The sequence below is a fragment of the Hymenobacter daecheongensis DSM 21074 genome, assembly GCF_900141805.1.
GTDB classification, from domain to species: domain Bacteria; phylum Bacteroidota; class Bacteroidia; order Cytophagales; family Hymenobacteraceae; genus Hymenobacter; species Hymenobacter daecheongensis.
On the sequence record NZ_FQYN01000003.1, the window covers coordinates 266,849 to 290,998 of the forward strand.

General features: G+C 61.0%; 22 protein-coding genes. 12 read left to right on the top strand and 10 right to left on the bottom strand.

The genetic code is table 11. From position 1 onward, the window contains the following. The first annotated feature begins 10 nt into the window (after positions 1–10). From BUB62_RS06845 to BUB62_RS06875, 7 genes are all read left to right on the top strand, one after another. Positions 11–577: an ArsI/CadI family heavy metal resistance metalloenzyme gene (locus tag BUB62_RS06845; protein ID WP_084538885.1), complete on the top strand. Its 567-nt coding sequence runs from the start codon at positions 11–13 to the stop codon at positions 575–577. 31 nt (positions 578–608) lie between these two features. Next, positions 609–1,106: a GNAT family N-acetyltransferase gene (locus tag BUB62_RS06850; RefSeq protein ID WP_073107878.1), complete on the top strand. Its 498-nt coding sequence runs from the start codon at positions 609–611 to the stop codon at positions 1,104–1,106. Between the two features lie 42 nt (positions 1,107–1,148). Beyond that, on the top strand, positions 1,149–2,246 hold the full coding sequence (gene arsB / locus BUB62_RS06855) for an ACR3 family arsenite efflux transporter (RefSeq protein ID WP_073108532.1): 1,098 nt from the start codon (positions 1,149–1,151) through the stop codon (positions 2,244–2,246). 34 nt (positions 2,247–2,280) lie between these two features. After that, positions 2,281–2,682, top strand: a complete 402-nt coding sequence (locus BUB62_RS06860; protein WP_073108534.1) for an arsenate reductase ArsC — start codon at positions 2,281–2,283, stop codon at positions 2,680–2,682. Positions 2,683–2,806: 124 nt separating this feature from the next. Continuing rightward, complete coding sequence (locus BUB62_RS06865) at positions 2,807–3,718, top strand: DUF5996 family protein (protein ID WP_073107879.1); 912 nt, start codon at positions 2,807–2,809, stop codon at positions 3,716–3,718. A gap of 136 nt (positions 3,719–3,854) precedes the next feature. Further along, complete coding sequence (locus BUB62_RS06870; RefSeq protein WP_073107882.1) at positions 3,855–4,703, top strand: transporter; 849 nt, start codon at positions 3,855–3,857, stop codon at positions 4,701–4,703. 111 nt (positions 4,704–4,814) lie between these two features. Then, on the top strand, positions 4,815–5,108 hold the full coding sequence (locus BUB62_RS06875) for a hypothetical protein (protein ID WP_143164064.1): 294 nt from the start codon (positions 4,815–4,817) through the stop codon (positions 5,106–5,108). A 67-nt stretch (positions 5,109–5,175) separates the two neighbouring features. On the opposite strand, the gene BUB62_RS06880 is transcribed toward BUB62_RS06875, so the two are convergent. Together BUB62_RS06880 and BUB62_RS06885 are read right to left on the bottom strand one after the other, a co-directional pair. Continuing rightward, on the bottom strand, positions 5,176–6,522 hold the full coding sequence (locus BUB62_RS06880) for a M20/M25/M40 family metallo-hydrolase (RefSeq protein ID WP_073107887.1): 1,347 nt from the start codon (positions 6,520–6,522) through the stop codon (positions 5,176–5,178). A 247-nt stretch (positions 6,523–6,769) separates the two neighbouring features. Next, the gene (locus BUB62_RS06885) at positions 6,770–10,219 is read right to left on the bottom strand and encodes a pyruvate carboxylase (RefSeq protein WP_073107889.1); all 3,450 of its coding nucleotides are present in this window, start codon (positions 10,217–10,219) and stop codon (positions 6,770–6,772) included. Positions 10,220–10,427: 208 nt separating this feature from the next. Here BUB62_RS06885 and BUB62_RS06890 point away from each other — a divergent pair, with 208 nt between their 5' ends. The 5 genes from BUB62_RS06890 (at position 10,428) to BUB62_RS06910 (ending at position 15,698) form a co-directional block, all read left to right on the top strand. Then, on the top strand, positions 10,428–11,144 hold the full coding sequence (locus BUB62_RS06890; protein ID WP_073107892.1) for an SDR family NAD(P)-dependent oxidoreductase: 717 nt from the start codon (positions 10,428–10,430) through the stop codon (positions 11,142–11,144). Positions 11,145–11,157: 13 nt separating this feature from the next. Continuing rightward, positions 11,158–12,480, top strand: coding sequence for a cryptochrome/photolyase family protein (locus BUB62_RS06895; RefSeq protein ID WP_073107894.1), 1,323 nt, complete (start codon positions 11,158–11,160; stop codon positions 12,478–12,480). Positions 12,481–12,730: 250 nt separating this feature from the next. Beyond that, positions 12,731–13,363 (top strand): TetR/AcrR family transcriptional regulator, encoded by a 633-nt coding sequence (locus tag BUB62_RS06900; protein ID WP_073107895.1) that lies wholly within the window; start codon positions 12,731–12,733, stop codon positions 13,361–13,363. Next, the gene (locus BUB62_RS06905; protein WP_084538886.1) at positions 13,363–14,772 is read left to right on the top strand and encodes an ABC1 kinase family protein; all 1,410 of its coding nucleotides are present in this window, start codon (positions 13,363–13,365) and stop codon (positions 14,770–14,772) included. Before BUB62_RS06900 ends, BUB62_RS06905 begins: the two co-directional genes overlap by 1 nt. A gap of 59 nt (positions 14,773–14,831) precedes the next feature. Continuing rightward, positions 14,832–15,698, top strand: coding sequence for a dienelactone hydrolase family protein (locus BUB62_RS06910; protein WP_073107896.1), 867 nt, complete (start codon positions 14,832–14,834; stop codon positions 15,696–15,698). 178 nt (positions 15,699–15,876) lie between these two features. On the opposite strand, the gene BUB62_RS06915 is transcribed toward BUB62_RS06910, so the two are convergent. The 8 genes from BUB62_RS06915 to trpC all read right to left on the bottom strand — a co-directional run bounded on the left by BUB62_RS06915 (position 15,877) and on the right by trpC (position 24,021). Beyond that, the gene (locus BUB62_RS06915) at positions 15,877–16,611 is read right to left on the bottom strand and encodes a phenylalanine 4-monooxygenase (RefSeq protein ID WP_234988647.1); all 735 of its coding nucleotides are present in this window, start codon (positions 16,609–16,611) and stop codon (positions 15,877–15,879) included. Between the two features lie 607 nt (positions 16,612–17,218). Further along, positions 17,219–17,608 (bottom strand): hypothetical protein, encoded by a 390-nt coding sequence (locus BUB62_RS06920; protein ID WP_143164065.1) that lies wholly within the window; start codon positions 17,606–17,608, stop codon positions 17,219–17,221. A gap of 113 nt (positions 17,609–17,721) precedes the next feature. Beyond that, positions 17,722–19,053: a helix-turn-helix domain-containing protein gene (locus BUB62_RS06925; RefSeq protein ID WP_073107902.1), complete on the bottom strand. Its 1,332-nt coding sequence runs from the start codon at positions 19,051–19,053 to the stop codon at positions 17,722–17,724. Between the two features lie 153 nt (positions 19,054–19,206). Further along, complete coding sequence (gene aroF / locus BUB62_RS06930; protein WP_073107904.1) at positions 19,207–20,220, bottom strand: 3-deoxy-7-phosphoheptulonate synthase; 1,014 nt, start codon at positions 20,218–20,220, stop codon at positions 19,207–19,209. A 107-nt stretch (positions 20,221–20,327) separates the two neighbouring features. Next, the gene (gene trpA, locus BUB62_RS06935; RefSeq protein ID WP_073107905.1) at positions 20,328–21,107 is read right to left on the bottom strand and encodes a tryptophan synthase subunit alpha; all 780 of its coding nucleotides are present in this window, start codon (positions 21,105–21,107) and stop codon (positions 20,328–20,330) included. A 104-nt stretch (positions 21,108–21,211) separates the two neighbouring features. After that, on the bottom strand, positions 21,212–22,423 hold the full coding sequence (gene trpB, locus BUB62_RS06940; protein ID WP_073107908.1) for a tryptophan synthase subunit beta: 1,212 nt from the start codon (positions 22,421–22,423) through the stop codon (positions 21,212–21,214). Between the two features lie 35 nt (positions 22,424–22,458). Next, positions 22,459–23,082, bottom strand: a complete 624-nt coding sequence (locus BUB62_RS06945; protein WP_159437417.1) for a phosphoribosylanthranilate isomerase — start codon at positions 23,080–23,082, stop codon at positions 22,459–22,461. Between the two features lie 132 nt (positions 23,083–23,214). After that, positions 23,215–24,021, bottom strand: a complete 807-nt coding sequence (trpC, locus tag BUB62_RS06950; RefSeq protein WP_073107909.1) for an indole-3-glycerol phosphate synthase TrpC — start codon at positions 24,019–24,021, stop codon at positions 23,215–23,217. Between the last annotated feature and the right edge of the window lie 129 nt (positions 24,022–24,150).

Below are 24,150 nucleotides of genomic sequence, written 5' to 3' on the forward strand. Positions count from 1 at the left end.
CCAAAATGCCATGCAAACCGCTGTCTTCCCCCGTATGCACGTCTCGCTGTACGTGTCGAATCTGGCCGCTACGGTCAGCTTCTACGATGCCTTCTTCCGCCAGCCGGCCGCCAAAATCCGGCCCGGCTACGCGAAATACGTTCTGGATCAGCCCTCACTCATCATCTCCTTCGTGGAGAACGCCGACCGGGTCCAGAGCCATTTCGGCCACCTGGGCTTTCAGGTAGAAACCGTGGCTGAGCTGGACGAGCGTCTGACGGCCGCCCGCGCCGCCGGTCTGGTGCAGCGCGAAGAAGTGGGCACCAGCTGCTGCTACGCCAAGCAGGACAAATTCTGGGTGAATGACCCCGACGGCGTGGAATGGGAAGTATACTATTTCCACGAGGATGCCGAGTTCAACGACCCGCGCTACCAAGCCGAGGCCGCCGGCAGCAGCCAGTGCTGCATCGCGCCGGCCGCCCAGGCACTGCTGGCCCCGCTTGCGGAAGAGGCCCTGACTACGGCTCCCATGGCTTTTCAGCTGGATACGGTGGCAGCCTGCGCGCCTTGCTGCAGCCCCGGCGGTGTGTGCTGCTAATGTTTTTTGGCCCTCTATTCCTTACCTCACCATGACCATTTTGCCCTTCACCGAAGCGCACTGGCCCGAAGCGCGGGCCATCTACGAAGCCGGTATTGCTACTGGCAAGGCCACCTTCACTACTGAAGCACCAACTTGGCCGGATTGGGATAAAAGCCACCTGGCGCACTGCCGGCTGGTGGCCCTCGACGAAGGCGGCCGGGTGCTGGGCTGGGCGGCCCTGTCGGCGGTATCGGGGCGGTGCGTGTATGGGGGCGTGGGTGAGGTGAGTGTGTACGTGGCGGCCGCAGCCCGCGGGCAGGGCGTGGGACGGCAGCTGCTGGCGGCCCTGATTACGGAATCGGAGCAGAACGGCATGTGGACGCTGCAGGCCGGCATTTTTCCCGAAAACGCGGCCAGCCTCCGGCTGCACGAAGCCCATGGATTCCGGGTGGTGGGCCGGCGCGAGCGGATCGGGCAGCTGCGCGGGCGCTGGCAGGATACGCTACTGCTGGAGCGCCGCAGCGCCGTAGTGGGCCTCGATGCCTGACATTTCGGCTCCCAGATTTCACCCTTGCTTGTCTTGCACGCCATGCCTCCCAACACTGCACCGCCCGCCGTGGCCGTAGCCCACAAAAAGCTCTCTGGCCTCGACCGCGGCCTCACGCTCTGGATATTCCTGGCCATGGCGCTGGGCGTGGCGTTGGGCTACTTCGTGCCGGGTGTGGAGCGTGCCGTGAGCTATTTTTTGGTGGGCACCGTGAATGTGCCGCTGGCCGTGGGCCTCATCCTGATGATGTATCCGCCGCTGGCGAGAGTCAGATACGAGCAACTGCCCACGGTTTTTCGCAACACGCGCATCATTGGCCTCTCCCTTTTTCTGAACTGGATTGTGGGGCCGCTGCTAATGTTTTTTCTGGCCATCTGGCTGTTGCCGGATAAGCCTGAGTACATGATGGGGTCAATCCTAATTGGTATTGCCCGCTGCATTGCTATGGTGCTGGTCTGGAATGATCTGGCCGATGGCAGCCGCGAATACGCAGCCGGGTTGGTAGCGCTCAACTCCATTTTTCAGATACTGTTCTACAGTGTGCTGGCGTGGCTGTTTATCACGGTGTTGCCCCCATATTTCGGCCTGAAAGGCTACGCAGTGACTATTGGCATCGGGGATATTGCTCAAAGCGTGCTCATCTACCTGGGCATTCCCTTCGCGGCGGGCTTCCTTTCGCGTGTGGTGCTGCGGCAGCTGAAAGGCAACGACTGGTACGAGCAGGTGTTTATTCCGGCCATTAGTCCCATCACCCTGATTGCGCTTCTGCTGACTATTGTACTAATGTTCAGCCTAAAAGGCGAGCTAATCGTGCATATTCCGCTGGATGTGCTGCGCATTGCACTGCCGCTGGCCCTCTATTTCGGCATTATGTTCGGGCTCAGCTTTGCAGCCGGCAAATGGCTGGGCGCAAGCTACGCCGAGAACACCGCCATTGCTTTCACCGCCACCGGCAACAATTTCGAGCTGGCCATTGCCGTGGCCGTTGGTGTGTTTGGGCTGAACTCGGGGCAGGCTTTTGCGGGCGTTATCGGCCCCCTGATTGAGGTGCCCGCGCTGATTGCCCTGGTGAACGTAGCCTTCTGGTTTCGCCGCCGCTGGTATAGCAGCCCCGACCCGACTCCCGCGCCACAACCGTAGCTTCCCTTTCTTCACTACTATGACCACTACCGACATGAAAAACATCCTGGTGCTCTGCACCGGCAACTCCTGCCGTAGTCAGATTCTGCACGGCTATCTGCAGCAACTGCTTGGCAGCCAAACCACCGTATACAGCGCCGGCATCGAAACGCATGGACTAAACCCCAGGGCCGTACGCGTGATGGCCGAAGATGGCGTGGACATCTCGCACCACACCTCCAACCATGTCGACGAATACGCCGCTGTGCCCTTCGACCTTATCATTACCGTCTGCGACCATGCCAATGAGGTATGCCCCGTGTTTCCGGCCACGGCCCGCCGCCTGCACCACAGCTTCCCCGATCCGGCTAAAGCCACAGGCTCCGAAGAGGTGGTGCTGGCGGAATTCCGGCGGGTGCGCGACCAGCTGAAAGCTTACGCTCAGCAGCTGGCGTAGCCATCTGGAGCATAGCTGCCAGGCCCGTCACTGCCTTTGAAATGAGAAAGCCTTCTGTAGCGTGCGGATGGCTTTTTTAGTATATTCAGAAAAGCATTTACTTACTCCCTTCTGCTCCGCTATCATGGTTTCCTCCCCTACTCCCAAAACCGCGGTATGGCCGCCGCTGCCGCTGGCCGAATGGCAGGATACGCTGGCCACCTTGCACATGTGGACGCAGATTGTGGGCAAAATCCGGCTGGCCTGCACCCCGCTGGTCAACCAGTGGTGGAATGTGCCGCTCTACGTCACGGCCCGAGGCCTCACCACCTCGGCCATGCCCTATGAGGGCCGCTCGTTTCAGATTGATTTCGACTTCATCGACCATCAGTTGCTGATTGAGTGCAGCGACGGAGCACGCCGCACGCTGAAGCTGGAGCCGCGTAGCGTGGCCAGCTTCTACCACGAAGTACGGCACCTGCTGGCCGAGTTGGGGCTGCCTGTGCGCATCTGGAAAGTGCCGGTAGAGGTGCCCGACCCGATTCCCTTCGACCAGGACGAGCGGCACGCCAGCTACGATGCCGAGCACGCGCACCGCTTCTGGCTGGTGCTGGGGCAGGCCGGGCGCGTGCTGGAGCTGTTTCGGGCCCGCTTTGCGGGCAAGTGCAGCCCGGTGCATTTCTTCTGGGGCAGCTTCGATCTGGCCGTTACGCGCTTTTCAGGCCGCCGCGCCCCCGAGCGGGAAGGGGCCGACAGCATCACCCGCGAAGCTTACTCACACGAGGTAATCAGCCACGGATTCTGGCCCGGCGGCGGCCAGCAGGAGGCCGCTTTCTACGCCTACGCTGCCCCGGCCCCGCAAGGCATCGACACTTTTAAAGTGTATCCGAAGGAAGCTTTTTACAGCACCGAGCTGGGCGAATTCCTGCTCCCCTATGAGGCCGTACGCACCGCCGCTAACCCGGATGCTACGCTCCTTTCCTTTCTACAAAGCACCTACGAGGCCGGTGCCACGCTGGCCCGCTGGGACCGAACGGCGCTGGAACGCATGGAATAGCCCGGCTCGGAGCCAAAGGCTGAAAGCGTGACAAAAAAACATGCTTTTTTTGGAAACCCGCCGCGTTGAGACTCCGTAAAGTCCAGGTTTTGCCCGGCCCGGCCGAACTTAACGCACTGGTTCTGCGTCAGGGGGAATGCGCAAGACCATTCTGCTTGGGCTGGCCGTGCTACTCAGCGCCGCCACCCGCACCTTGGCCCAGACGGAGACTATCGACTACAAAGAGTCGCCCTTCGTTCGCCACATTCGCCCCGACCGCTCCGGGCAGACCATTACCACCAACATGCTCTATCCGGGGCAGTTTCAGCTCGATGCCGACCTGAACCACCCTGAACCCTTTGGCCCGGCCGGGGCGCTGGCCCGCCCGGTTTCGACCGGGGCGCTGCGCATCGGCTTCTTCAATGATATTGAGCTGCGCGTGGCCCAGAGCTACGTGGCTCCGCTGCCCCGCTCCGGCGGCCCGGCCTCCGAAACACCTGTCTCGCCAGGGGCGGCTTCGGGCTTCCTACCGCTCACGCTGGGGGCCAAATTCCTGGCATCCACCACCCAAAATGCCCGCTCGCAGGTAGTGGTGCTGGCCGAAATGACGCTCCGGAACGGCGACCAGTCGTTTCAGCCCAAAGTTCTGGAGCCGGGCGGGCGCTTGCTCGTCTCCCAGGTCATCGGCCAGCGCTACCGCCTCGAATCCAATTTGGGCTTCCGGCAGCGCGGCTTCCGGGCCGCCGACACCAAGCAGGGGCAATACCTGGGCACGCTGGCGCTGCACGGCCCGCTAGGTGGTCAATTCAATTTCTTTGCTGAAGGCTACACGACCTGGCGGCAGCAGCAAACGCTGGCTCCGGGCTTCACCACGGGCGTTTCCTGGCGCCCCTCCCCCGGCCTGCGCTTCGACCTGACGGCCGGCCGCACTTTTTCCAGTTCCAGCTTGGCTACCAACAATATTATGGTGGGTGGCGGCCTGAGTTTTCGGCTACCCCTGCGGTAAAATCAGCCGGGCAGCTGGCGTGTCAGGAGACTGTGACGCACCTAGCCTACTCTGTATATTCGGGAATCCTTATTTATCTTTGTAAACTATTGCACCGCTCATATTACGGCCATGGATAGGCTCTGCCCGATATTTTTTGCCGCTGCTCTGGTAATGGCCGCGCAGCCGGGCCGGGCGCAGTCGGCGGATATTCCGCGGCACGGCTCCTCGCTCACGGGCCTCAACGACCTGGAGCCGCCCGCTCCGCGCTACATGCAGGCCAGCGTGCTGCTTCAGCTTCAGACCCAAGCTCCCGAACCAACGCCGGAGCTGCCCAAACCCGTCCCGCGCAAGCCCGACAGACTGTTGCTTCAGCCTGAGCCGGCCCAAGCCACTCCTCCCGCTCCGCCCGCCGGCCGGCCGTAGCCGCGCAAGCAAAAGCCCCGACTTCAATTTGCGAAGTCGGGGCTTTTGCTTGCTGACAGACTATAAATTAGGGGCGTTTGCCAACGGCTTCCGGCGCAATGCGGGCCGGGGTTTGGGTACCGGCGATGATGCCGGCCGCGCTACGAGCAATGGCGGTGATAACGGCCGTCATGTTAGGCAAATCCAGGCTGGCCACGTCGTCGCTCACGCTGTGGTAGCGCTTGTCGGTGGGCAGCTGGTCGGTGCTGATGGTATGGGCGGGCACGCCGAGCCGGGCCAGCGTGGCGTTATCGGAGCGGTAGAACAGGTTTTGCTCGGGATACGGGTCGGGCTCGAAGCGGAAAGGCGTGCCGACCAAGTTCTGCTGGAGCAGCTTGCCGAAGTCCGACTTATCGTAGCCGGTGATGAAGGCGGTATTGGGGCCAAACTTGGCCTGCTTGCCGATCATTTCGATGTTGAACATGGCTGCCACGCGCTGCGGATCGAGCTGACGGGAGAAATGCGCGGAGCCAAAACCACCGATTTCTTCACCCGTGAAAGCCACAAAAACCAGCGTACGGGCGTTGTCGTCCTTTTTTTTGAAGTATTCGGCCAGCGCTACCACGGCCGTGGTGCCGCTGGCATCATCATCGGCGCCGTTGGCAATGGAGTCGCCGGCCACGGCGGGCAGCACGCCCAGGTGGTCGTAGTGAGCCGAAAACACCACCATTTCCTCGGCGCGGGCCTTGTCGTGGCCCGGCAGCACGCCTACCACGTTGCGCAGCTCCAGCGTCCGTACCATCGTGTTGGCCGCCACCCGAAACTTGATACCGGCATTGGGCGTGTTCATCAGCACCACCACGCAGGAAAATGGGCCGGGCTTGTCGGCGTGCAGCCGGCCCGCGCGCAGGTGCCGGGCCAGCCGCCCAAACTCCGGCGCGTGGGCCGGGTCGAGAATCACCAGCATATTTTCCTGGGGCTCCAGCATCTGCCGCATCAGCTGCGGGGGCAGCGGCTGGGCGCTGAGCACCATCACGCGGGCCACAGGGTCGTCATCATCGGACCAGTTCAGTTTGGGCTGGCCCGAAATCAGCAGGGCTTTTTCTTTGGGAATATTCGTGCCGTTGATGGTGACATAGAGCGCAGCCGTGCGGGTTTCGTAGGCCGGAAACGTCTGCTCGTAGGAGGTGAGGCCGGGCAGCGGGGTGAGTTGGAGGCGGCGAAACTCGCCGGCCAACAGCTGGGCCGCTTTCAGTCCGCCGGGCTGGGCGCTGGCGCGGCCCTGCATATCATCGGCGGCCAGCGCGCGCACCACCCGCTCCACGGTAGCCCCCGACACGCCGGCCGCCGGAGCCGTGGAAGCCGGTTTTTTCTGAGCGAGCAGCCCAAACGAAACAAAACATAACAATAAAATGACGGGCGAGACTTTTTGCATAATGCAAATTAGCCATTTTGCGAAGTCTTCAGCGGCATATCGGCCGGCTTTTGTGTTTTTTTCCGCCTTGCAGTGCCAGAAGCACAGACTTTAACGGCAAACACATGTTTCGCATTCGCCTCGACCTGGCCTGATTATTTTCCGGCAGACAGGCTAGTTGGCGGCAAGCCAGGCGATGAAAAAGGGAGCTAAAAACGACCTGCAAATCGTTTTCAGCTCCCTTTTTCATTGTCTGGCTTGCCGCTACTTACCCCAGCGTCAGCACCAGGTCATCGGCGTTTACCAGCGTGCCTTCGCCCAGGTGTAGGTTCTGCACGGTGGTGTCGGCGGGGGCGGTGATGGTGGTTTCCATCTTCATGGCCTCAATCACGAAAAGCGGCGTGTTGCGGCTCACCTGCTGGCCGCTTGCCACCAGCATTTTCGATAGCATGCCCTGCAGCGGCGCCCCTACCTGCTTGGGGTTGGCCCTGTCGATTTTCTGGTTGCGGATGGTTTTGACCTCCACTGACCGGTCGCGCACTTCCAGGTTGCGGGTCTGGCCGTTGAAGGAGAAGAACACCGTGCGGCAGCCGTCGTCGTTCACTTCGCCCACCGAGCGCAGCTTCACAATCACGGATTTGCCGCGGGCAATGTCGATAATGGTTTCCTCGCCGGGCTTGAGGCCGTAGAAAAACACCCGCGTGGGCACCACCGATACGTCGCCGAACTCCTGCAGGTGCGCCCAGTACTGCTCGAACACCTTGGGATAGAGCAGCCAGGAAAGCAGGTCCGTAAACTTGCCGCCGGGGCCGAATTTGGCCTCAAACGCCTTCATTTCCTTCTTGAAGTCGATGGGCTTGAGGTGCTCGTTGGGCCGGTCGGTGAAGGGCTTTTCGTCCTTTAGAATCAGCTTCTGCACTTCCTTGGGCCAGCCGCCTTCGGGCTGTCCGATGTCGCCGCGAAACAGGCTCTGCACCGACTCGGGGAAGCTCAGGGCATGGCCCTTTTCCAGCACGTCGGCGGCGGTCAGGTTGTTGGTGACCAAGAACAGGGCCATATCGCCCACCACTTTCGACGACGGCGTGACCTTCACGATGTCGCCGAACAGCTCATTCACCTCCGCAAAGGTCTTTTTGACCTGCTCGAACTTGTCGCTGAGGCCCAGGGCCGCCGCCTGCGGGCGCAGATTGGAATACTGCCCGCCGGGAATCTCGTGCTGAAATACCTCCGAAGTGCCCGCTTTCAGGCCCGACTCGAACGGGTAGTAATACTCGCGTACCGTTTCCCAATAATTGGAGAAGTCGTTGAGGCTGTCCTGGTCGAATTCGCGGTGGCGCGGCGTACCCCGGAACATTTCCACCACCGAATTGAAATTGGGCTGCGACGTGAGGCCCGACAGCGCACCCAGCGCCACGTCAATCACATTCACGCCCGCTTCCACGGCCTTCAGATACGTGGCCGGCTGCAGCGACGACGTGTCGTGGGTGTGCAGATGAATCGGGATTTTGACCGTGTCGCGCAGGCCCGCAATCAGCTCGGTGGCTGCGTAGGGCTTCAGCAGCCCGGCCATGTCCTTGATGCAGAGAATGTGCGCCCCGGCGTCCTCAATCTGCCGGGCCAGGCGCAGGTAGTAGTCGAGTGAGTATTTCTGGTTGCGCTTGGGGTCCAGAATGTCGCCGGTGTAGCAGATGCTGGCTTCGGCGAGGCCCTTGGTTTTTTTGCGCACAAAATTGATGCACGACTCCATACCCGGCATCCAGTTCAATGAGTCGAAAATGCGGAACACATCGACGCCGGTTTCCCAGGCCTGCTGCACAAACCGCTCCGTCAGGTTGTCCGGATACGCCTTGTAGCCCACGCCATTGGCCCCCCGAATCAGCATCTGGAGCAGAATATTGGGCACCGCCGTCCGGATTTTGGCCAGCCGCTCCCACGGGTCTTCGTGCAGAAAGCGCAGCGCCACGTCGAAGGTCGCGCCGCCCCACACTTCCATCGAGAAGGTCTGAGGGTGCATTTTGGCGTAGCGCTCCGCCACCTTCACCATGTCGAAGGTGCGCATGCGGGTGGCCAGCAGGCTCTGGTGCGCGTCGCGGAACGTGGTGTCGGTGTAGTGAATGAGTGGGTCTTCGCGCAGCCACTTGGCAAAGCCCTCGGGGCCCAGTTCGGTGAGTTTGTCCTTGGTGCCGGGCTGGTAGGCGGCCAGCGGGTCGAAGTGGGGCAATTTGGGCTTGCGCAGCTCCTTTTTCGGGTCGATGAGGCCCTTCACGTCGGGATTACCGTTCACGATCAGGTCGCCCACGAAGTTGAGCACCTTGGTGCCGCGGTCCTGCCGGGCCTTGTAGCGGAACAGTTCGGGGTGGTCTTTGATGAAGTCCACGTTAGCATGCCCGCTCACAAATTCGGGGTGGGCAATGATGTTTTGCAGGAACTGGATGTTGGTGCGCACCCCGCGGATGCGGAACTCGTCCAGGGTGCGGGCCATCTTGGAGGCCGCGCCTTCCAGCGTAGGCGCGTGCGCCGACACCTTCACCAGCAGCGAGTCGAAAAACGGCGAAATCTTGGCTCCCTGATATACTGAGCCCTGATCAAGGCGGATGCCGAAGCCACCGGCCGAGCGATAGGCCACAATGGTGCCGTAGTCGGGCTTAAAGTCGTTTTCGGGGTCTTCGGTGGTGATGCGGCACTGAATGGCGTAGCCGGTTTTCAGGGGCCGCCCGCCCACTTCCAGCCCGATTTCAGGGGCTGAAAGCCGGGCGCCGTCGGCAATGTAGATTTGGGTTTTAATCAGGTCGATGCCCGTAATCATCTCCGTCACGGTGTGCTCCACCTGAATGCGCGGATTCACCTCAATGAAGTAGATACGGTCCAGCTCGGGGTTCACCAGAAATTCCACCGTGCCCACATTGTTGTAGTTCACGGCCCGGCAGATGCGCAGCGCGTACTCATACAGCAAATGTCGTTGATGGTCAGCTAGGTCCAGCGAAGGAGCCACTTCCACCACCTTCTGAAACCGCCGCTGCACCGAGCAGTCGCGCTCATATAAGTGCACGATGTTGCCGTAGTTGTCGGCCACTATCTGCACCTCGATATGCTTGGGGCGCTCCACGTATTTTTCCAGAAACACAGTGTCGTCGCCGAAGGCATTCAGGGCCTCGTTTTTGGCTTCGAAAAAGCCGCGCTCCAGCTGCTCATCGTCGCGGATGATGCGCATACCGCGCCCGCCGCCGCCGCTGGCCGCTTTCAGCATCACGGGGTAACCGATGCGGTTGGCCTCGGCTTTGGCAATGTCGAAATCGGTGAGGTCCTGCTGGCTGCTTTCGATGATGGGCACCTGACACTGCACGGCCACGCGCTTGGCGGCCACTTTGTCGCCGAGGGCTTCCATCACCTCGGGGCGCGGCCCGATGAAGGTAATGCCCTCTTCGGCGCAGCGGCGGGCCAGCGTAGCGTTTTCGGAGAGGAAGCCGTAGCCAGGGTGAATGGCGTCAATGCCATTTTCCTTGGCCACCCGCAAAATGCCCTCAATATCAAGGTAGGGCTTGAGCGGGTCGTCGTCGCGGCCGATCTGGTAGGCTTCGTCGGCCTTGTAGCGGTGCAGCGAGTAGCGGTCTTCGTAGGTATAGATGGCGACCGTAGGGATGCCCAGCTCAGTAGCCGCCCGTAGCACCCGGATGGCAATTTCGCCGCGGTTAGCGACCAGCAGTTTGCGAATGTTCATAACTCAGAAAAGGCGTTTTGGCGGGTGGTTGGCGTTCAGGACCGAAAGCTAGGCAAAAGGTCGGCAAGCCGACGAATTATCCAGCGAATTTTTGCTAGATGATTTTTATTCGCTGCGATACGCAGCCTCCTATTGCAGGTTTGGCACTCAATATATAAACCTTGGCTGCGCGGCCGGGTTGTGAGCCCACACTTTGTCACGTTTTTTCATGGACTTCTCCCAAAAGAACATTCTCATCGTCGGCGCTTCGTCGGGCATCGGGCTGGCGACGGCCGAGTTGCTGCACAAGCTGGGCGCGCACCTGTTCACGGCATCGCGGCACGAGTCGCCGGAGCTGGCGGCACTGGGTACCACGTTTCTGCCCTACGATGCCCTGCAACCCCTGCCCGCCGAGATGCTGGCGGCCCTGCCCGAGGTGCTGCACGGCGTGGTGTATTGCCCCGGCAGCATCAAGCTGCGCCCCTTCGAGCGGATTCCGCTGGAAGATTTCCGCGCTGATTTTGAGCTGAATGTGCTGGGGGCCGTGCAGGTATTGCAGGCAGTGATGAAGAAGCTGAAAAAGGCCGAGGGCGCGTCGGTGGTGCTGTTCAGTACGGTGGCGGCCACTACGGGTATGAGTTTCCACACCAGCATTGCCACCGCCAAAGCCGCCGTAGAAGGCCTCGCCCGCGCTCTGGCCGCCGAGTATGCCGCCAGTAATATTCGGGTGAATGCCATTGCGCCTTCCCTAACTGATACGCCCCTGGCCGCCGCTCTGCTCAACACACCCGAAAAGCAGGAGGCCAGCGCCAAGCGCAGCCCGCTCCAGCGCGTAGGCCAGCCCCAGGACCTAGCCTACATGGCCTCCTTCCTGCTTTCCGACCACGGCTCCTACATCACTGGTCAGGTGCTGCCGGTAGATGGCGGCATGGGCCGATTGAAATAAACAAAGCTTAGTTATGCCTAAAATCGCCCTATTCTGGCATCGGCGCGACCTGCGCCAGCACGACAACGCCGGCCTCGCGGCGGCCCTGCAAAGCGGCCTGCCGGTAGTGCCGCTCTTTATCTATGACCGCGAAATCCTGGATTTGCTGCCCAGCCGCCGCGATGCGCGGGTCACGTTCATTCAGCAGCAGGTGGAGCAGCTGGCCCGGCAGACGGAGCAGGCTGGCGGCACGTTTCTGGCCGTGTATGGGCGGCCGCTGGAGGTTTTTGCTGAGCTGGCCCGGCAGTTTGAGGGAGCGGCCGTGTACACCAACGAAGACTACGAGCCCTATGCCGCCGAGCGGGATGCCGTCGTAGCGGCCGTGCTGCAGGCCCACGGCGCCACGTTTCACAGCTTCAAAGACCAGGTGATTTTCGCTAAAAATGAGCTTTTGGGCAAGTCGGGCAAGCCCTCGAAGGTATTTGGTGCCTACAGCAAAGCCTGGCTGGCGGCACTGCAGGATGAGCAGCTGGCGGCATTTCCGTCGGCCGGGCTGTTTCGGGCCGGGAACCTGGCGCGGCTGCCGGCGGCCCCGCCTCGCCCCACGCTGGCGGACATGGGCTTTGAGGAGTTTGAGCAATTTGTGCCCGCCGCCGAGCTGCCGGAGGCCGCGCTGGTCAAAAACTACCACCTCACCCGCGACCAGCCCGGTTTGGTAAACAGCAGCACGCGCCGCTCGGTGCACCTGCGCTTCGGTACGCTCAGCGTGCGGGAGCTGATGCGGCAGGCCCGCGAGCTGAACCCGAAGCTGCTGAACGAGTTGATCTGGCGCGACTACTTTATGATGCTGCTCTGGCACTATCCTTTCACCGCTATCGAAAGCTACGACCCACGCCTGCGCCGCGTGCCCTACCGCAACAATGAGGAGGAATTCCGGGCCTGGTGCGAGGGCCGCACGGGCTACCCGCTGGTAGATGCCGGGATGCGCGAGCTGAACCAGACCGGCTATATGCCCAACCGCGCCCGCATCGCCGCTGCTGGCTTCCTGGTGAAGCACCTGCTCATCGACTGGCGCTGGGGCGACCAGTACTTCGCCGACAAGCTGCTCGACTACGATATGAGCCAGAATGTAGGCAACTGGCAATGGATGGCCGGCACCGGCGCCGTAGCCGCGCCGTGGTTCCGCGTGTACAGCCCCCAAAATCAGCTCGACGCCTACGACCCGCAGCTGACCTACGTGAAGAAGTGGGTGCCGGAATTCGGTACTGCCGCTTATCCCAAGCCGATTGTAGAGCACAAATTTGCCCGCCAGCGGGCCATTGATACGCTGCGGGCAGCGTATCGGGCGGCTGAGTGAGTGGTTTATCATCTGTCATCCTTCATCTGGCGTACGCCTGCGAAGGACGTTACTCGTAGTTTACTGCTACCGCAATTCAACCCACAAAGCCCTTTACCATGCGAACGGTAAAGGGCTTTGCTCATTTTAAAAGGTTTGTCGCTTAACCGAGGCAGGTCCTCCGCTCTGCTCAGGATGACAGATGGCGCGGGACAAACCAATTTAACCCACCAAACCCGGAACCTCCACCCCGGCAGCCGGTTATCATAGCATGGAAAAAGAGCGCATCAAACAGGCTTACCTCGACTACGTACTGCGCAAGAGCACGCCGCCCGCGTCCGTATTCAAGCTGACGCAGAAGCTGGGCATACCCGAGGCTGAATTTTATAAACACTACGCCACCTTCGACGCCATTGACCGCGAAATCTGGGCTGATTTTGGGCGCGAGGCTCGGGAAAAAGCGGCCAGTGAGCCCGTGTGGGAAGGCTACGGGGCCCGCGAAAAGCTGCTGGCCTTCTACTTCACGCTGCTCGAGATTCTGAAGCAGAACCGCAGCTACGCGCTCTGGTCGCTGCGCACCTACATGCCGCCGGTGCCCGGCCTCACGCCCCGCGTGCTCGATGATTTCCGGCAGGATTTTGAAGTATTTGTGCAGGAGCTGCTGCGCGACGGTCGCCGCACCGAGGAAGTGGCCTCGCGGCCGCTGGTGCAGGGGCAGTATCCGCGCTTTTTCTGGGCACAGGTGCTGTTCGTGCTGGGCTTTTTTGCCAAAGACGACACGCTGAACTTTGAGCGCACCGATGCCGCCGTGGAAAAGGCCGTCACGCTCAGCTTCGACCTAGTGGGTCGTAATTCGCTGGATTCGGCCCTGGATTTCGCCCGCTTCCTGATTCGCCGCCGCTAATGCCGGAACTGCCTGAAAAGCCCGCTGCAACGCCAGTTCCGGTGCCGACGGATGCACCAGCGGATGCTCGCCAGCTCGATTCGCTGCCTACCACGAAGGTGGCGCGGGCGGCCCGCTTCGCCAAAACCGGCCTGAAAGTGGGGGCCAACTACGTGAAGCACTACGCCCGCCGCTCGGTGGGGGCTGAAAGCAGCACCCAGGACCTGCACGAGGCCAACGCGGCCGATCTATACGGGGCGCTGAGCGAGATGAAAGGCTCGGTGCTGAAGGTGGCGCAGATGCTGGCGATGGAGAAAAATATGCTCCCTACGGCCTACGCCGACCAGTTTGCCCAGGCCCAGTACCAAAGCCCGCCCCTCTCGGGCCCGCTGGTAATCAAGGTATTCCGCGACGCTTTCGGCCGCTCGCCGTTTGAGCTGTTCGACGAGTTTGACGTAAATGCCCGGCAGGCGGCCAGCATTGGGCAGGTGCATTTTGCTCGCCTGAAGGGCCGGCCGCTGGCCGTGAAGGTGCAGTACCCCGGCGTGGCCGACAGCATCAAGTCTGATATCCGGCTGGTGAAGCCTATTGCCCTGCGGGTGATGGGTCTGAACGAGGCGCAGGTGCGGCCCTACTTGGAGGAAGTGGAAACGCGCCTGCTGGAAGAAACTAACTACGCCCTGGAGCTGCGCCGCGGCACCGAAATCGGGGCCAAATGCGCGCATTTGCCGCACCTGGAGTTTGCCAGCTACTACCCGGAGCTGTCGTCCAGCCGCATTCTGACGATGGATTGGCTGGGCGGCCAGCACTTGAAGGAGTTTCTGCAAACTGCGCCCAGCCAAGCAGTCCGCGACCAGCTGGGGCAGGCGCTGTGGGATTTCTACGCTTTTCAGATGCACACGCTGCGGCAGGTGCACGCCGATCCGCACCCCGGCAACTTCCTGCTCCGCGCCGAGCACGGCGGCACCGTAGGCGTGCTGGACTTCGGCTGCGTAAAGGAAATTCCGGCCGATGTGTACGAGCTGTTCACGGCCCTGCTCACGGCCGAAACCTTGGCCGACGAAGCCCGCTTGGCGGCTCTGCTTACCCAGGCCGGCATCCTGCGCCCCGACGATGCGCCGGTCCGTACCGCATTCTACATCAGCACCATGCAGGCCTCCCTGGAACTGGTGGGCCGCCCGTTCCGCCAGCCCACTTTCGACTTCGGCGACCCGGCCTACCTGGCCGCCCTCTACGCCCTCGGCGACGACCTGATACAGCAGCCCGAGCTGCGCCAGCAGCGGGAGCCTCGCGGCTCCGAGCACTTTATTTACCTCAACCGCACCTATGTGGGCCTCTACGCCCTGCTCACCGAATTGGGCGCTGTGGTGCAAACCGGCACGCTGGAACAGTCAGACCAGCGAAACCATTTGGCCCGGCCGGAGTTGTAGGCACCAATCTGGCACTGGCTTCTTGCTCCCTTTTCCTACATCAACTTCTCTCTTGCCTCATGAAAAAACTTTGGACCCTCTGCGCTGCGCTATTGAGCGTGGCCACTATGGCTTCGGCCCAAACCAAGCTCAGTTGCTGCGCCAAGCCCGCCACCACGGCCAATGCCACCGAAGCCTTTGCCATGCTGGCTACCAACGAAGACTTCTCCGGCGGCCACGACGCGCCCCTGCCCTACGCCTACGAGGGGCAGGGTCAGATGATTGAGTTCAAAACCACCGACGGCCAGACCGGCAAGGCGTTTGAAATTAAGAGCAACGTGCGCTCCGATAAGTATCTGTTCATCATCCACGAGTGGTGGGGGCTGAACGATTACATCAAGAAGGAAGCCGCTACTTATGCCAAGGAGTTGAAGGGCGTCAACATCATTGCCCTCGACCTCTATGATGGGCAGGTAGCTACCACCGCCGACGAAGCCGGCAAATACATGCAGGCCGTGAAAACGGAGCGGGCCGAAGCCATCATCAAAGGTGCCTTGCTGCACGCCGGGCCGAATGCTAAAGTAGCCAGCATCGGCTGGTGCTTCGGGGGCGGCTGGAGCCTGCAGACGGCCCTGCTGGCCGGGCCCAAGGCCGCGGGCTGCGTGATGTACTATGGCATGCCGGAGAAAAGCGTAGCCAAGCTCAAGACCCTGAACACGGACGTGCTGGGCATTTTTGCTTCGCAGGATAAGTGGATCAGCCCCGAAGTAGCGGCGCAGTTCCAGAAGGACATGGCAGCGGCCAAGAAGAAGGTGACCATCAAGAGCTTTGATGCCGACCACGCCTTTGCCAACCCCTCGAACCCCAAATACAGCAAGGAGTTCTCGGCTCAGGCCCATGCCCTGGCGCTGGACTACCTGCGCAAAAGCCTGAAGCTGAAGTCTTAATTTATAGCCTCGGCAGGCTAGAATTTGCTCTACCGACCTGCTGATTGAGACAAACTGCTTGTCATCCTGAGCAAAGCGAAGGACCTTATCAGGTTAGAACGACCATCTTTGTGACGACTCGTTCTAACCTGATAAGGTCCTTCGCTTTGCTCAGGATGACAGGCGTTTTTTTACCACTTCACAACTCCACCACCTGCTCCCAGCCGCTTGACAGCAGGGCGGCCAGCTCGGCTACGCTTTCGGTGAGCTGCTCCCAACTGTTGAGCACGAAATACTGCTCCTGCAGATGCTGCTCGCTGTAGGGCGTGTGCAGCACAGTGGCCAGGTCGAAGGGCTGCCGCCGGGTTGCGTCGGCGAGGAAGTGGTGGATTTCGCCCGAGGAAGAGAGCAAACCTGCGCCGTAGAGGCGGGTTTCGCCCTTTTCCTGTACCAAGCCAAACTGCACCGTGAAGCCGTAGAGCCGCTCCAGGCGGGCCAGCGCCGGGGCATCGTCGAGGTGCTGGGCGGCTACGTGGCCCAGGAAGTGCAGGAAATCGGCAAATGCCTTGTCCATCAGCAGCGGCACGTGGCCGAATACGCCGTGGAACAGGTCGGGCTCCTCGATGAAGTCGAACTGGGCCATGCTCCGGATCCAGACCGTGGCGGGAAACTTGCGCTGAGCCAGCAGGCCGAAGAATTCGGCATCGTTGAGCATGCCCAACACGGGCTCCAGCTGCCAGCCGGTAGCTTTTTGCAGCCGGGCGCTGGTTTCTTGGAAATCGGGAATGGCATTGCGGTGGAAGCCGATTTTGGCCAGCCCTTGCCCGAAAGCCGAGGCGGCCCGCTTGTGCAGCAGCGCCGTCTGGCGGTCAAATAATACCTTCCAGACCAACTGGTCCTGCGCAGTGTAGCGCGTGTAGTCTTGCTGTAACATGACCGGGGGCATAAAAAAAAGCCCGGCTCCTGGGAGGAGTCGGGCTTTCGGTGTGATTTCAGAAGTTTGGTAGCATGGCTACTTACTTTCCGGAATGGCAACGCAACCCGACTTCGTCCGGCACGGGACGAATATTGGTTAGGCAGAAGCATTTCGCGGATTGGTTCATCATGACAAAGGCAAATATAGAAAATGGATAAGATATGTTGTATGCTGACAAAGCGTATTTTTTTCAGGCTGTTTCTTTCTTAACATTCATGTAATATCAGATACCCCCATCATTTCGAAGAACACTTTCGGCTTTTGTGGGCATTCACTAAGGATAGCACCCCTTAAAAATAACCTGATTTGAAATTTCAGTCGCAGCAATCAGCCAATCAGCTCAATAGTAGAAACCCACAAACCGAAACAGCCGCAGCGCGGCGGCAGGTTTGTAGTAATCGACAAGAAACCAGGAATAAAGCCGCGTAGCGGTGACAGAAATGCTCAAACGGTTCTGTCACCGCTACGCGGCTTTGGTTTTTTCCCTCGTGTAATCGCTACAAATCTGCCGCCGCTCTGCGGCTTTAAAGTGCTTCTTGCGCAATTCTCTAAGCCGGCGGGTTTGCTACAGCTTGCCGTTGGGCTCGTAGGTCATGCTCAGGTTGGTGTCGCCCGTGATTTTGAGGTTGAGTTTAGCCTGCTCAGTTGAAGGATTGAGCAGCACGGCCGTGGAGCCGGCCATGAAGCGTAGCGTGCCCCGGGCTCCGGGAGCCAGCGTGGCTTTGCCGAAGATGCCACCACCCCGCGGCCGCTCCTTTATTTCGACGGAAACTTTGCCCACGTTGCGGGCTTCTACTTTGAACGCGCCAGGCTGGCCGCCGCCCAGCACAAACTGCTTGCCGGGCTCAATCAGCAATTGTGAAGTAAGACCGGCCCAGCACGCCGTAGCAAGCATAAGCAAGGCCGCGAAGGTGAGCAGCGCGGTGGCGGGGCGGAAACGAAATAAGGTACGCATGGCAGAAGGGTTGAAGTGGAACAATGACCCAAAGGAACAGGACCCAGGCCCCCTAAACGCCCCGATTTACAGCCTGAGACGTCCTGATATATACTTTGGCACCCGCTGTTTGCTTATCCTTCGCGGGCCACTTGGCTGGGCGTGCTGCCGCGCAGCTTTTTGAAGACTCGATTGAAGGTAGATTTGGAATTGAACCCCGCTTCCAGCGCCACGGCCAGCAGCGTGTAGTGCCGGAAGCGCGGGTCGCGCAGGCGCTGCTCGGCTTCGCGCACCCGGTACTCATTAATGAAGTCGTTGAAATTCTGCCCGCAGCCGGTGTTGATGACCCTGGAAAGCCAGGAAGTATTGGTGCGCAACTGGGCAGCCAGCTCGCCCAGCGTCAGCTCCGGGGCCAGGTAGGGGCGCTCGGTTTCGAGGTGGCGCAGCAGGCGCGTGGTCCAGCGGGCCAGCTCAGCCGACGCTTCCGGGGCAGCAATAGCTGCCGGCTCCACTGCTTCCGCTTCGCCGGCTACGGAGGCGGTCGTTTTTTCGGGCGCGCTGGTTTCGGGAGTGGGCGGCACCGCGGGCACAGGAATAGCAGCGGCAACAGATTCCAGAAACGCAGGGGCCTCTTGCGCTTGCGGGCGGTCCGCAATTTCGGGGGCGGGCTGGAAACGCAGGCCGGCAAGGCGGTGGCCGGTGAGCAGGCCGGCGATGCTCAGGTAGTAGATCAGCAGGCCCGTGAATAGGTAGTCGTACCAGGCTTCGTAGTAGCTCAGGGCACTAATGAACGTATTGATGAGGCCAAAAATGAGCGTGATGCCCGTGCCGACCAGCACGGCCACCAGCACGTTGCGCAGCCACCGAAACCGGATCTGGTCGGTGGCGGAGAAGTTGTCATTGAGGTAGCGGGCGTAGGCGCGGTACTCGCGCAGGGTGCGCACGGCGTAGGTCAGCACCGAGAGGTAGCCCAGCGTATCGACCCAAAAGCCGATGGGCTGCTGGTCGGCCCAGGCGGCCAGCGGGCCTTTGGTGCCGAAGTGCTCTGGCAGCGGCAGGCCCCGCACGCCATGCCACCAGCCAATATCGTAGCTGAACAGCAGCAGCAACCAGATTGCCCAGGCCAGGGCTGGCGCGAAATGTAGCCATTGCCGCCGTTGCAGCCGGAATTCCTGGTTGGTGAGGCTGCGGAAGTAGAAATACAGCGCCGGCCCCACCGCCAGCCAGTTGCTGAAGGGCCAGTAGAACATAAAGGTGGTGCGGGCATCGTGCGCATCATACCAGCCGCCAAAGCCCAGCATCCACTGCGCCAGCCGCATGGTGAAAAGCAGGAGCAACAGGGCCAGCCAGCCATCGGCTGCGGCCTCTTCGCGTCGCCGACGCACCCATAATACCCCACTCACCACCATGCCCTGCACGAAAAACGGCAGCAGCAGGCCACTATACACGTTGAAGCCGAAGAACATGGCGGTAAGGTAGTAACCCCTCCCGACTGACCCCTCCCCAACCCCTCCCCAAAAGGGAGGGGCTCTAGCAGTAGAATCTAAACGGTAGAAAGCTAAAGCTAGAGCCCCTCCCTTTTGGGGAGGGGTTGGGGAGGGGTCGGGGTTGACGGGGTTTTACTCCAGCTCCTCGCGCAGCTTATACACCTTGCGCAGATTGCGGATCAGCCGCGCCGATTCTTCAAAGTTCAGGGTCTGAGCCCCATCGGAAGCGGCTTCTTCGGGCTTTTCGTGGGCTTCGTAGATGATGCCGTCGGCGCCGGCCATGAGGCCCGCCAGGGCCATAGTGGGTACGTACTCGCGGATGCCGATACCGTGCGAAGGATCCACGATAACGGGCAGGTGGGTTTTCTCCTTCAGAATAGGCACTGCATTCAGGTCCAACGTATTGCGCGACGCAGTTTCAAAGGTACGGATGCCCCGCTCACAGAGAATCAGCTTCTCGTTGCCGCCCGAAAACACGTATTCCGCCGACGACAGCAATTCCTCAATAGTACCCGAAATGCCGCGCTTGATCATCACGGGCTTATCTACGCCGCCCAGGGCATCCAGCAGGTTGAAGTTCTGGGTATTGCGGGCACCCACCTGAAACACGTCCACGTAGTCGTGCATCTCCTCCACCTGCGACACCTGCATCACCTCCGTCACGATTTTGATGCCGCGGGCCCGGGCCATGCGGTGAAAATCCTTCAGCCCCTCCATGCCCAGCCCGCGAAACGCGTAGGGCGACGAGCGGGGTTTGAACACGCCCCCGCGCATAATGCGCACGTCGTTTGCCACGAGGTGGTCCATAATCAGCTCCATCTGCTTTTCGCTCTCGATGCTGCACGGACCGGCGGCCAGCGTGAGGCTGCCCTCGCCGATGCGCACCCCGTCGCCGAGGTCGAGGACGGTGGGGCGCACGCGCCACTTGCGGCTCACCAGCTTGTAGTCGTCGGAGACGCGGTGGATGTCGAGGATACCGGGCAGCTGGCCGATGGTGCGCAGGTCGATGTCGGCCTTGCCGATGGCTACTAGGTAGTGGGCGCGTTGGGTGGTTACCTCCGTAGCCTTGTATTTCAGCTCCTGAATGCGGGCTTCGATGGCGGCCTTGTTGGCGGCGGTGATATTGGGGTCGAGTTGGATTATCATGTTCGGGGGTAGTTTTCTCGCAGAGGTTCGCAGAGGGATGCGCAGAGGTAAAGGGAGGCCCTGCATTTAACCTCCGCGAAACCTCTGCGGACCTCTGCGAGAAAGAATTAGTGGAGTACAGAAGAAACAAAGCGGGCAGCGGCGGCCGGGGCATCCTGCGCCCCATCCAAAGCGCGGATTAAAGCCGAACCGATGATGGCACCCTCGGCGTATTGGCAGGCGTGTTGGAACGAAGCTTTGTCGCCGATGCCGAAGCCGATGAGGCGCGGATTCCGCAGCTGCATATTCTCGATGCGCTGGAAATAGGCATCCTGCACGCCTTCGGCCTGGGTGTTGGCGCCGCCCGTAGTGCCGGGGCCCGAGACTAAATACAGGAACGACTCGGTCAGCTCGTCGATGCGGCGGATGCGCTCGGGGGCGGTTTGGGGCGTGATGAGGAACACCGGGCGCAGGTTGTGGCGGCGGAATATTTCCTGGTACTCGGCCACGTAATCATCGAGCGGCAGGTCGGGCAGGATGATGCCATCCACGCCCACAGCGGCGGCTTCGCGGCAGAAGTTTTCCACCCCGAACTGCATCACCGGGTTCAGGTAGCCCATGAGCAGAATTGGGGTATCGGGCACCGTGGCGCGGATATTCTGCAGCTGCCGGAACAGCACCCGCAGGTTCATGCCGTTGGCCAGCGCGGCGGTGCTGCTCTGCTGAATCACGGGGCCATCGGCCAATGGGTCAGAGAAGGGCATCCCGATTTCGATCAGGTCGGCGCCGGCGGCAGTGAGGGCCTGGAGGATGGGCACAGTGGACTCCAGCGCGGGGTAGCCGGCGGTGAAGTAAATGTTGAGCAGGTTTTTCTGCTTTTTGTCGAAGGCGTTTTTGATTCGGTTCATGCGGTGATTTCGCGCAGTGTCTCGCAGTGGATAGCGCAGTGTTTCGCAGTGAACGGCCACCGCGAAACACTGCGGCTTTCCACTGCGAGACACTGCGCGAAAAATTACTTCAACTGGTCAGCGTATTTCATATAAGTGTCCAGATCCTTGTCGCCGCGGCCGGAGAGGTTGATGACAACTACCTCATCCGGCCCGGCTCCGAGCTGGCCCAGCGCCGCCAGGGCGTGGGCCGTTTCCAGGGCCGGAATGATGCCTTCCAGGCGGCTACACTCAGCCACGGCCCGCAACGCATCTTCATCTTCGATGCTGATAAACCGCGCCCGGCCCGAGGACCCCAGAAACGCGTGCAGCGGCCCGATGCCGGGGTAGTCGAGGCCCGCGCTCAGCGAGTAGGGCTCCGTAATCTGCCCATCCTCGTCCTGCATCAGCAGCGTGCGGGAGCCGTGAATGATGCCGGGCTTGCCCAGCACCGACGTGGCCGCCGAGTGGCCCGAGTTGATGCCGTGGCCGGCGGCTTCTACGGCCACCAGCTGCACCGAAGGCTCGTCGAGGAAGTGGTAGAACGCGCCGGCCGCGTTGGAGCCGCCGCCTACGCAGGCCACCACGTAGTTCGGCAGCTCGGAGCCGGTTTTTTCCAGCAGCTGCTTCCGCATTTCCTCACTGATAATGGACTGCAGCCGCGCCACCAAATCGGGGTACGGGTGCGGGCCCACCACCGAGCCGATAATATAGTGCGTATCCACCGGGTTGCTGATCCAGTCGCGGATGGCTTCGTTGGTGGCGTCTTTCAGGGTCTGGCTGCCGCTGGTGGCGGGGCGCACCTCGGCGCCGAGCAGGCGCATGCGCTCCACGTTGGGCCGCTGCCGCTCCATGTCTACGGAGCCCATATACACGATGCACTCCATGCCCATCAGGGCGCACACGGTGGCCGTGGCCACGCCGTGCTGGCCGGCACCGGTTTCGGCAATGATGCGCGTTTTGCCCAGCCGCCGGGCCAGCAGAATCTGGCCCACGGTGTTGTTTACCTTGTGCGCCCCGGTGTGGCAGAGGTCTTCGCGCTTGAGGTAGATGCGCGTGTTGTATTTCTGCGACAGGCGCTTGGCCTCAAACAGCGGCGTGGGCCGGCCCACGTAGTCGCGCAGCAGCAGCTGGTATTCGCGCTGAAAATCGGGGTCGGCCAAGATTTTCAGGTAATTATCGCGCAGCTCCTCCACATTCGGGTAGAGCATTTCGGGAATGAAAGCGCCGCCAAACTCGCCGTAGTAGCCGCGGGCGTTGGGGGCGTAAATGGGGGAAGTGCTGGTTAGCGTCGGCATAAAGTTGTTTTTTTCAGAGGAAAGAAAAACGGAGCTCAGCTGGCCGCGCTGGCCGCCGGCTGGCGCAGCAGGCGGAACAGTTGGCGCAACTTGGCAACGTCTTTTACCGCCGGCGCCGCCTCAAAGCGGCTGTTCAGATCCAGGCCCCGCAAACCACGTAGCTGCAGGCGCTGTAGCTGCTCGGCGTGCTCCAGGCCCAGGCCGCCGGCCAGCAGGTAGGGCACCGGCAGCTGGTAGTCGCGCAGCAGGCTCCAGTCGAACAGGGCGCCGTTGCCACCGGGCTGCGGGCCTTTGGTATCGAAGAGAAAATAAGTGCAATGCGGCACGTAGGGTTCCAGCTGGGCCAATGAAAACGCGGCATCGACGCCAAAGGCCTTGATGACGGGCACCCCTACCGCCTGCAGCGCGGCGCACTGCGCCGGGGTTTCGCAGCCATGCAGCTGCGCCATATCCAGGCTGTAGCGGATTATTTGCTCGCGCATGTAGTCCAGCGTTTCATCCACGAACACGCCCACTTTGCGAATGCGCGGCGGCAGGCTTTGCAACAGCCGGGCATCCAGCGCGTCGCCCACATACCGCGCCGAGCGAGAATAGAAGATGAAGCCCATGAAATCCGGTTCGAGGCCGGCTACTTCCGCAATGTTGTCGGCGTATTTCATACCGCATACTTTCAGCATCATTGGCTTCATAATGAGTAGTGAATGGTGAGTTGGAGGCTGGCGGAAATCTTACATAGAGCGTAGCGGAATGGACTTCCGCCAGCTTCGCAATTCATAATTCACAATCCAGAATTAAAAGAGTTGCTGCACCAGCGCGGCGCAGGCTTTTTCGGGGCGCGAGTGGCGCATGAAGGTTTCGCCGATCAGGAAGCCCTGGTAGCCCACGGCCCGCAGCGCCTTGATGTCGGCGGCGGTAGTCAGGCCGCTTTCGGTCACCTTCACATACTCATTCGGGATGCGTTGGGCCAGCTCGCCGGAGGTATCAAGGCTGACGGAGAAGTCGTGCAGGTTCCGATTGTTCACGCCGACCAGACTCACCGCGTCGGGGTGCAGGGTTTTCTCCAGCTCCCCGGCGCTGTGGATTTCGAGCAGCACTTCCAGACCCAGGCTTTTGGCCAGCCGGCCCAGCCGCAGCACTTCCTCGCCCGAGAGCACCGCCGCAATCAGCAGCACGGCATCAGCCCCAATACTTTTGGCCTCCAGAATCTGGTACTCGTCAATCACGAAATCCTTGCGCAGAATAGGGCAGAAATTGAAGCGGCGCGCGATGGTCAGATCCTCGTTTTTACCGCCGAAAAATTCCGTATCCGTCAGCACCGACAGCGCCGATGCCCCGGCCTGCATGTAGCCCAGCGTGGTGCGCTCCACCGGCGCGTGGGCATTGATAATGCCCTTGCTGGGCGATTTGCGCTTGAACTCGGCAATGATGCCGCTCAGGTCGGCGCGCTGCAAGTACTTGCGCAAACTCAGCGGCTGGCTCCCGAAGCTCAGGCTGCGCTCCAGCAGCTTGGCCGGCACCAGGCCCTGGCGCTCGGCCACCTCGCGGCGCTTGTGGGCAATGATTTTATCGAGAATAGTGGGGGTGCTCAGGGTGCTCATAGTAGAAGGAAAGCGAAGGGCCACAAGGCCGTGAGGGCAGAAAAGCAAGGTGAGAAGCCAACCGCGTGGTTGGGTAAAAAGATTTGGCGAGGCAATGAATGTGACAACTTTTGACTTTGGTCCTTTTCG